Annotated in this window: 7 protein-coding genes and 1 pseudogene; 4 read left to right on the top strand and 4 right to left on the bottom strand. The window is 70.1% G+C overall.

All coding sequences use genetic code 11. The annotated features are described in order from the left end of the window. Nucleotides 1-68: 68 nt before the first annotated feature. The 3 genes from G6016_RS17650 to G6016_RS04030 are packed head-to-tail and all read left to right on the top strand — an operon-like array spanning nucleotide 69 to nucleotide 2,952. Nucleotides 69-758, top strand: coding sequence for a redoxin family protein (locus G6016_RS17650; protein ID WP_182631416.1), 690 nt, complete (start codon nucleotides 69-71; stop codon nucleotides 756-758). Continuing rightward, nucleotides 755-1,759: an NUDIX hydrolase gene (locus G6016_RS04035; protein ID WP_338403504.1), complete on the top strand. Its 1,005-nt coding sequence runs from the start codon at nucleotides 755-757 to the stop codon at nucleotides 1,757-1,759. The genes G6016_RS17650 and G6016_RS04035 overlap by 4 nt, the downstream gene beginning before the upstream one ends. After that, the gene (locus G6016_RS04030) at nucleotides 1,756-2,952 is read left to right on the top strand and encodes a MarP family serine protease (RefSeq protein ID WP_182631415.1); all 1,197 of its coding nucleotides are present in this window, start codon (nucleotides 1,756-1,758) and stop codon (nucleotides 2,950-2,952) included. The genes G6016_RS04035 and G6016_RS04030 overlap by 4 nt, the downstream gene beginning before the upstream one ends. A 375-nt stretch (nucleotides 2,953-3,327) precedes the next feature. On the opposite strand, the gene G6016_RS04025 is transcribed toward G6016_RS04030, so the two are convergent. The 4 genes from G6016_RS04025 to G6016_RS04010 all read right to left on the bottom strand — a co-directional run bounded on the left by G6016_RS04025 (nucleotide 3,328) and on the right by G6016_RS04010 (nucleotide 7,940). Beyond that, entirely contained in the window at nucleotides 3,328-4,140 is an 813-nt protein-coding gene (locus tag G6016_RS04025) for an alpha/beta fold hydrolase (protein ID WP_338403505.1), read from the bottom strand. A 221-nt stretch (nucleotides 4,141-4,361) separates the two neighbouring features. Then, a complete protein-coding gene (locus tag G6016_RS04020; protein WP_182631414.1) occupies nucleotides 4,362-4,877 on the bottom strand; it encodes a phage holin family protein in 516 nt (171 codons plus the stop codon). 104 nt (nucleotides 4,878-4,981) lie between these two features. Further along, entirely contained in the window at nucleotides 4,982-6,952 is a 1,971-nt protein-coding gene (gene acs / locus G6016_RS04015) for an acetate--CoA ligase (RefSeq protein WP_182631413.1), read from the bottom strand. Between the two features lie 178 nt (nucleotides 6,953-7,130). Further along, nucleotides 7,131-7,940, bottom strand: a complete 810-nt coding sequence (locus tag G6016_RS04010; protein WP_182631412.1) for a PRC-barrel domain-containing protein — start codon at nucleotides 7,938-7,940, stop codon at nucleotides 7,131-7,133. A gap of 173 nt (nucleotides 7,941-8,113) precedes the next feature. Here G6016_RS04010 and G6016_RS17120 point away from each other — a divergent pair. Next, a pseudogene (locus G6016_RS17120) lies at nucleotides 8,114-8,233 on the top strand (oxidoreductase); the annotation flags it as partial.

The following is an 8,233-nucleotide window of genomic DNA, read 5'->3' as shown; positions in this document are numbered from 1 at the left end:
GCCGCCCGCCTCGTGGCCGGACCCGAGCGGGGGCATCTGCTCGAGCTGGTGGGTCTGGGGGATCTGCAGTGACCGCCTCCGTGAGATGGACGATCGTCGCTTTTGTGGTGCTCGTCGGCGTCGTCGTCGCCCTATTTTCCACCATGGACGGTTCCGGGGGCGAGCAGAGCACCCAGGCCGGGGACGGCGGCGAGGTCCTGTCGCCCCAGGCCGCGCCGCCCGTCGGCGGACCCCCCGAGGACGAGCCGGTGACGGTCGTGGACGAGCAGACCCGCGCCACGATGGACCTTCCCGACTGCCGCGACAGTGGCGCGGCGGCGACCACCGACGGCCCCGTCGCGGGCCTCATGGTGCGCTGCATGGACGACGGTTCCACCACCACCCTCGGCAAGGTCCAGGCCGGGAAACCTATGGTCGTCAACATGTGGGCCTACTGGTGCGAGCCGTGCCGCCGCGAGCTCCCCGCCATCCAGGACGCGGCCGCGGCGCTGGGGGACGAGGTGCGGTTCGTGGTCTCCCACACCGACCCGTCCGAGACCAAGGGCTTCGACACGCTCGGCGCGCTGGGCATCGACCAGATGATCTCCGTCTCCGACCAGGAGGAGGAGCTGCCCGGCATCCTCGGGGCGCCGCCGGTGCTGCCGCTGACCGTGTTCGTGGGCGCCGACGGGACCGTGGAGCACGTGCTGATCCAGCCGATGTACAGCGAGCAGGACGTGCTCGACGCCGTCTCCGAGTACCTGGGGGTGACGGTGTGAGCGCGACGGTTCCGCGGCCCGGCGAGGTGACCGGCGTCCCGCACCCCGGGTGGATGGATCCGCTGCTCGCGGCGTGCACCGACGGCAGCTTCGACGGGCTGCTGCCCAAGCGGAAGCCGCCCGAGGACCGCGGCCCCAACGAGGTCGGCCGCCCCCATCGCGACGCCGCCGTGCTGGTGCTGTTCTCCGGCGATCCCGCCGCGCCCGGGCCCCGCCCGCCGAAGAACGCCCGCGTCCTGCTCACCCACCGCGCGCCCACGCTGCGCAGTCACTCGGGGCAGGTCTCGTTCCCCGGCGGTGGCGTCGACGACACGGACAGCGGCCCCGTCGAGGCGGCCCTGCGCGAGTCGTGGGAGGAGACCGGCCTCGATGCGGCCGGCGTGGACGTGCTGGCCGTGCTGCCGGAGCTGTACATCCCGGTCTCCAACTATTCGGTCGCGCCGGTGATCGGCTATTGGCGCGAGCCGATGGAGGTCGACGTGGTGGATCCGGGCGAGACGTCGCGCGTGATGACCGTCTACCTCGACGAGCTGCTCGACCCCGCCAATCGTTTCCTCCTGCGGCATTCCACGGGCTGGACCGGGCCCGCCTTCCAGCACGATGACCTGGTGATCTGGGGCTTCACCGCCGGGATCCTGGCCGCGATGTTCCACTCGGCCGGCTGGGATCTGGACTGGGACACCGCCGACATCCGCGACCTCGAGCAGACCCTCGCCGAGTCCGGGAACGGTGAGCGGCACGGGATGTCCGCCGAGGAGGCGCGGCGTGAGCACGCGGGGCCGGGCGCCGACCGCACCGTCGCCGGGGTTCCCGGCGTCAGTGCAGAATTTGACGACGACGACAACGACCATTCCGCCGCCACCCCGGATGCCGGGCAGGGCGCTGGGGCCGGGTCGGCTGCTGCTGCCGGGGCCGCCGCTGCTGCTGACCAGTCTGATTCCCCGGTCGGCGAGGAGCCCCTGGACCTTCCCGCAGACAATCCGCGCCGGGGTTACCGGTGACGGGCTCGCAGTGGCTCGACCTCGCCCTGTTCGCGCTCGCGGTGGCCGCGGCCATCTCGGGCTGGATCAACGGGGCTGCGGCATCGGGGTTCGCGCTGCTCGGCGTGGGCATCGGCGCCACCTCCGGATTGCTGGTGGCGCCGCACCTGGTCCGTGAGATCGACTCCCCACTGGGCCGGTTGTCCGCGGGGCTGGCGATCATCGCGCTGATGGTGATCATCGGCCAGGTCGCCGGTGTGACGATCGGTCGCGCGGCCAGGCGATATATCGAGGGCACCTGGGCCAAACTCTTCGACTCGACGATCGGGGCGGTGTTCCAGGCCGCCGCGATGCTGCTGGTGGCGTGGCTCGTCGCGGTGCCGATTGCGGCGCAGGAGAACTCGTCACTCGGCAAGGCCGTGCGCGGGTCGACGGTCCTGGCGAAGGTCGACGATCTCGCCCCCGAGCAGTTGCAGCGGATCCCGGCCGAGTTCACCTCGGTGCTCGGCACCACCGGCCTGCCCGACATCCTCGGCCCCTTCGGCACGACCCCGATGCAGGAGGTCGAGCCGCCCGACCCGGTCCTCGCCTCCTCCGAGGTGGTCCAGCGGGTCGAGCCGTCGGTGCTCAAGATTCTCGGCCGTGCGGAGTCGTGCAGTCGCGCGCTGGAGGGCTCGGGCTTCGTGGCCGCGCCGGGACTGGTGATGACCAATGCGCACGTCGTGGCGGGCACCGACCAGGTGACGGTGCAGTCCGAGGGCCGGGACCTGCCCGCCGAGGTGGTGGTCTACGACCCCGGTGTGGACATCGCCGTGCTGCGGGTTCCCGAGCTCTCGGCGCCGGTCATGCCGTTCGCGTCCCACCGGGCCCGGACCGGCGACAACGCGATCGTGCTGGGCTACCCCGGCAACGGCCCGTACCGTCCCGACGCTGCGCGTGTCCGTGAGCGCGTCACGCTGCGCGGCCCGGACATCTACCGTCAGCAGACCGTCGAGCGGGAGGTGTACATCCTGCGGGGGACCGTCCGCGAGGGCAACTCCGGTGGCCCGCTGATCACGCCGGAGGGCGAGGTCGTGGGCGTGGTGTTCGGTGCCGCGATGGACGCCGACGACACCGGCTACGCCCTCACCGTCGAGCAGGTGCTGCCCCAGCTGATGGCCGGGCTCGAGGCCCCGAGCCCGGTGCCCACGGGCCAGTGCGTGGGCGCTGCCTGACGCCTGCGCGCCACCCTGCCCGTCTCGCGCCTGCCCGCCCGCCAGCCCCACGCAGCCGCCCGCCTGATTGCCCGGCCTGCAGTTCGGCGCATGCGCGCAATCCGGCTCCACCCGGCGTCTGCGTTTTGAGCAACATCAGCGAGATTTTGGGCAACGTCAGCGTGGAATCAGGCCTCCGAAACCGCACTGGTGTTGCCTAAAACGCTGATGTTGCCCAAATCCACGCTGACGTTGCCTAAATCGGGCCCTCGCTGAGCACCAGCGGCACTTGCCTTACATCGGAACTCAGTTGCCAGACATCTGGTGCGAAAATCCGCTCAGAGTCGCACCAAGTGTCGTGCAGATGCCGAGGCGTGTCAGGCAACCGGCCAGTAGTCAGCGGCTGATGGCGGCGCGGGCGAAGTTCACGATCAGGCGCGAGGTCTCCGCGGGTGCCTCCATCGCCGGGTAGTGGCCCGCGCCCGGGACCTCGACTGACCGGAAATTGCGGGCCCACGGCGCGGATTCGCGTACGGTCGCCGGCAGGACGAACCGGTCCTCGGCGCCACTGATCGCGAGCACCGGCTGGTCGAGCACGCCGGACACGGTGTGGCGGAAGTCGCGGCCATCGGGCCGGAACTGGCTTCGCACCATCCAGCGGCGGCACTCGAGCGACAGGTGCGCGACCTTGGGGATCAGCATCGCGCGGCGGAGCAGGTCGGCGGATTCGCGGAAGTCGTCGGTCTCGGGCCAGGTGGGGCCGGAGTGGCTGCGCAGCATCTCTTCGACGGCGGCCGCCCCGTCGCGGGTGAGTCGCCGCTCGGGCAGTCGCGGTGCCTGGTCGGACAGGAGTCGCGGCACGAGTGCCCGGCGTTGGTCACCGGGTCGCACGGCGGCCCGGCGCATGGCGAGGGGGTGGGGAGATCCGACGACGACGAGACCATCGACCGCGCGGGGCCGTCGATACGCCGCGGTCCAGGCCACGAAACCACCTTCGCCCTGGCCGACGATCACGGCGGAGGAGTGGCCGAGCGCGCGCACGAGGTTCGTGATGTCGCCGGACAGAGTCCACGCGTCGTATCCGCGGGGTGGTTTGTCGGAGTCGCCGTGGCCCCGAAGGTCGACGGCGACTGCGTGGAATCCGGCCTCGGCGAGTGCGACCAGTGGGGACCGCATGGTCCACCAGATGCCGCCGAGTCCGTGGACCAGGAGCGCCAGGGGCGGCAGTTCGCCGGGTGGGGTCCCCGCGGGCAGGGTGTCGGGGAATGCCTCGGCGACGTGCAGGCGGATGCCATTGGCCGAGACGTCACGATGCCGCCACGACCCGTCGATCCTGACGATCGACGGGTCGGGCGGCCTGTGCGTGCGGGGTTTCAGTGGTGTGCCGGTTTCAGGAAGTGAGGCGTCCTAGAGTCTCCTGAGGTGGGCCGTCACTTGCGTGACGACGGCTCCGGCGTCTCGGTGACCCGGACGGTGCCGGGCTTGGGCGAGGAGCCGGTGGGCATCGCCAGCTTGAGGTCGTTCACCGAGTCGATCGTGCGCTGCGGCTTCTGGATCTTCTTGATCTTGAGGTAGCCGAGGAAGGCGAACAGTCCGGCGAGGACCACCAGGACCACGAACACGATGAGGAAGCCCATCCAGTCCCAGGTCTTGGTGCCGAACCACATCGAGATGAGCTTCGCCCACATGAACACGAACGGGAAGAACGACATGAGCAGGAAGATCAGCGCGGCCACGAAGAAGCCGGACCCGGTGGCGGCCTTCTTGACCTGCTCGGTGACCTCGGTCTTGGCCAGTTCGATCTCGGCGCGCATCAGTGTGGACACGTGCGTCGATGCGTTCTTGACCAGGGTGCCGATGCTGGCGTCGCCACGGCCGATCGAGTCGGCGTCGTGCAGGGGGATCGAGGCCTCGGTCGGCTTGTGGGTTCCCTGGGCGTGGCTCACGGTTGCTCCTCCATTGTCCGGCGATGGTTACGCCGTGTGCTCGGGCGGTAGGCGTACCGCCGTCCATCGTGCCACGACACGTGGCCGCCTTCACGCTCTACCCGTCAGCCGCGCGTGCCTTTCGCCCGGATCTGCTCCATGATCGTGGGATCGGACAGGGTCGAGGTGTCGCCACCGTCGCGGCCTTCGGCGAGGTCCTTGAGTAGTCGACGCATGATCTTTCCGGACCGGGTCTTGGGCAACTCGGGCACGATCGTGATGTCGCGCGGCTTGGCGATTGGGGAGATCTCGGTGGAGACCCGTGCCCGCAGCTCATCGATGAGGGCCTGGTGGTGGTCGGTGTCCTCGGGCGCGCTCTCGCGCAGGATGACGAATGCGACGATCGCCTGACCGGTGGTCTCGTCGTTGGCACCGACGACCGCGGCCTCGGCGACGGAGTCGTGGCCGACGAGCGCGGACTCGACCTCGGAGGTGGAGATGCGGTGGCCGGAGATATTCATCACGTCGTCGACGCGGCCGAGGACCCACAGTGCGCCGTCGGAGTCGAACTTGGCTCCGTCTCCGGCGAAGTAGTAGCCCTCCTCGGCGAAGCGGGACCAGTAGGTGTCGCGGTAGCGCTCCATGTCGCCCCAGATGCCGCGGAGCATCGCGGGCCACGGTTCGGTGATCACGAGGAAGCCCTGCTCCTCGGCGGGGACCTCCTGGGCGTCGCCGTTGACGACGGAGACGTTGATGCCGGGCAGGGCGCGCATCGCGGAGCCGGGCTTGGCCTCGGCGACGCCGGGCAGCGGCGAGATCATGATGGCGCCGGTCTCGGTCTGCCACCAGGTGTCCACGATCGGGACGGCGTCGCCGCCGATGTGCTCGCGGTACCAGCGCCAGGCCTCGGGGTTGATGGGCTCGCCCACGGAGCCGAGCAGACGGATCGAGCTGAGGTCGTGCGCCTTGGGGATCTCGCGGCCCCACTTCATGAACGTCCGGATGAGCGTCGGTGCGGCGTAGTAGATGCTGACGCCGTACTTCTCGATGATCTCGAAGTGCCGGTGCTCGTTGGGGGAGTTGGGCGTGCCCTCGTAGACCATGCAGGTGGCGCCGTTGGAGAGCGGACCGTAGACGCCGTAGGTGTGTCCGGTGACCCAGCCGACGTCGGCGGTGCACCAGTAGACGTCCTTGCCCGGCTTGTGGTCGAACACCACGTCGTGGGTGTACGAGGCCTGGGTGAGGTAGCCGCCGGTGGTGTGGACGATGCCCTTGGGCTTGCCGGTCGTGCCGGAGGTGTACAGCAGGAACAGCGGGTGCTCGGAGTCGAAGGCCTCCGGCGTGTGCTCGGCGGACTGGCCGGGGATGACCTCGTCCCACCACACGTCACGGTCGTCCTGCCAGTCCACGTCGATCCCGGTGCGGCGGACCACGAGCACCTTCTGGACGGAATCTGCCGGGCCGTCGACGCTGGGCAGCGAGTCACCGAGGGCCTCGTCGACGCCCGCCTTCAGGGGCGCGGGCTTGCCGCGGCGGAACTGGCCGTCGGCGGTGATGACGACCTTGGCGGAGGCGTCGTCGACGCGCGAGCGCAGTGCGGCCGAGGAGAATCCGGCGAACACCACCGAGTGCGTCAGGCCGAGGCGGGCGCAGGCGAGCATCGCGATGTACGTCTCGGGCAGCAGCGGCATGTAGATGGCCACGCGGTCGCCGGCTACCAGGCCGAGCGAGCTGAGGTAGTTCGCGGTGCGGCTGACCTCGTCCTTGAGGTCGGAGTAGGTGATGTCGCGGGAGTCGTCGGTGGGCTCGCCGACCCAGTGGATGGCCACACGATCGCCGTTGCCGGCCTCGACGTGCCGGTCGACGCAGTTGTAGGAGGCGTTGAGGCGGCCGTCGACGAACCACTTGGCGACGGGCGCGTCCGACCAGTCGAGAACCTCGTTCCAGTCGGCGGCCCAGTCCAGACGCCGGGCCTGCTCGTCCCAGAAGGCCAGGCGGTCGGCGGCGGCGCGCTCGTATTCGCCGGGTCCGACGTTGGCCTGCTCGGCGAACGCGGGGGAGGGGGCGAAGGTCTCGTTGGGATCGTGAGCGGTCATCAGCGGCTCTCTCTCGGGTATGGGGTACACGGCGGCCGGAGTCGACACGGCGGTAACGACCGGACCGATGGCTGTGAGCGTAGTCACATCACGGCCCGCGCGTTTTGTAACCCACCCGACGGGGGGAACCGAGGGGGGAAGCAGGGGGTGAGGGCAGGGGGGAGTGCCGTCCCCTGACTCAGTCGCGCTGCGGCGACGACGTCTTTTCGTCCCCGCCCGTGGGGCTTTCGGTGCGGACCGAGGCGTTGTCAGTGCGCGCGGAGGAGCCGGGTCCTGCGGGGGACGGGCTGCTCGGCGATGGTGTCGTCGTCGTCCCGGTCTTTGGCTTTTCTCCCCCTGCGACCTGGCCCTTGTCGCCGGCCGCACCTCCCTCGGGCGTGGTTTCCGCGGCCTTGGGCGCGGCGGTGCTGGGCGCGGCCTTCGGCGCGGTGGTACCAGGCGCGGTCTTGGGTGCGGCGGTGGTACCGGGCGCGGCCTTCGGCGCGGAGGGTGCGGCGTTGGTGGGGGACGAGGTGCCTGAGGGCGACGACGACGAGCTCGTCGATCCCGGCGCCGACTTCGGCCGCTCGGTCGTCGATTCGCTCTTCTTCTCGGCGGGCTTGTCTCTCTTGGTGTCCGGCTTCTTCGGGTCGGCCATCCCCGGCTTCGTCGCGGCGGTGTCGCGGCCACGCTGGGGTGCCTCGATGCCGTAGTACTCGAGAAGCTTGACCTCCTGGTCGGGGGTGAGGGCGTCCTCGGTGTTGTCCGGGCGGGGCGAATCGCGGATGACGCTGCGGGTGTGGTCGAGGTGCAGCTCGGAGTCGAGGAGGCGGGCGCCGTGCAGTGGGACGATCGCGTCGGCGGAGAAGATGCCGGTGGAGACGGTGGCGAAGGTGAGTTTGCCGCTGGCGTCGTCCACGTAGACCTGGCGAACCGAACCGACCTTGGTCCCGGTGGAATCGAAGGCGGTCGCATCGAGCAGGGCGTCGAGCTGTTCCTTGAGGTTCACGGGGCCTCCGTGTGTTGTGGGTGGGCGCCTCGGGCCCCGGCGGGACCGGCGTCGTAGGGCCGATTACACCAGCTAGACATCAGTTGAGGTGGCTGATAATTGGCTGTGTCGTGCAATTCGTTCGGCCGATACCGCCATGTCGCGTGCGGTGAAGGGTCGGTAGCCTCGACCCCGTGAACTCCCCAGCCGACGATCCGCTCGCCCCGCTGGCGGCCTTGCCCGGCGTCGCCGAGGCCGCAGACGCCGCCCGCTCGGCGCTTGCCACGGTGCACCGTCACCCCGCCAACCGGCGC

The sequence above is a fragment of the Dietzia aerolata genome (assembly GCF_014144865.1).
Lineage (GTDB): Bacteria > Actinomycetota > Actinomycetes > Mycobacteriales > Mycobacteriaceae > Dietzia > Dietzia aerolata.
This window is presented reverse-complemented; position numbering and strand designations above follow the sequence as displayed.

Coding starts and splice junctions, on each gene's coding strand:
- acs (WP_182631413.1), bottom strand. CDS start 6,952: ATGACCGCTCACGATCCCAACGAGACCTTCGCCCCCTCCCCCGCGTTC.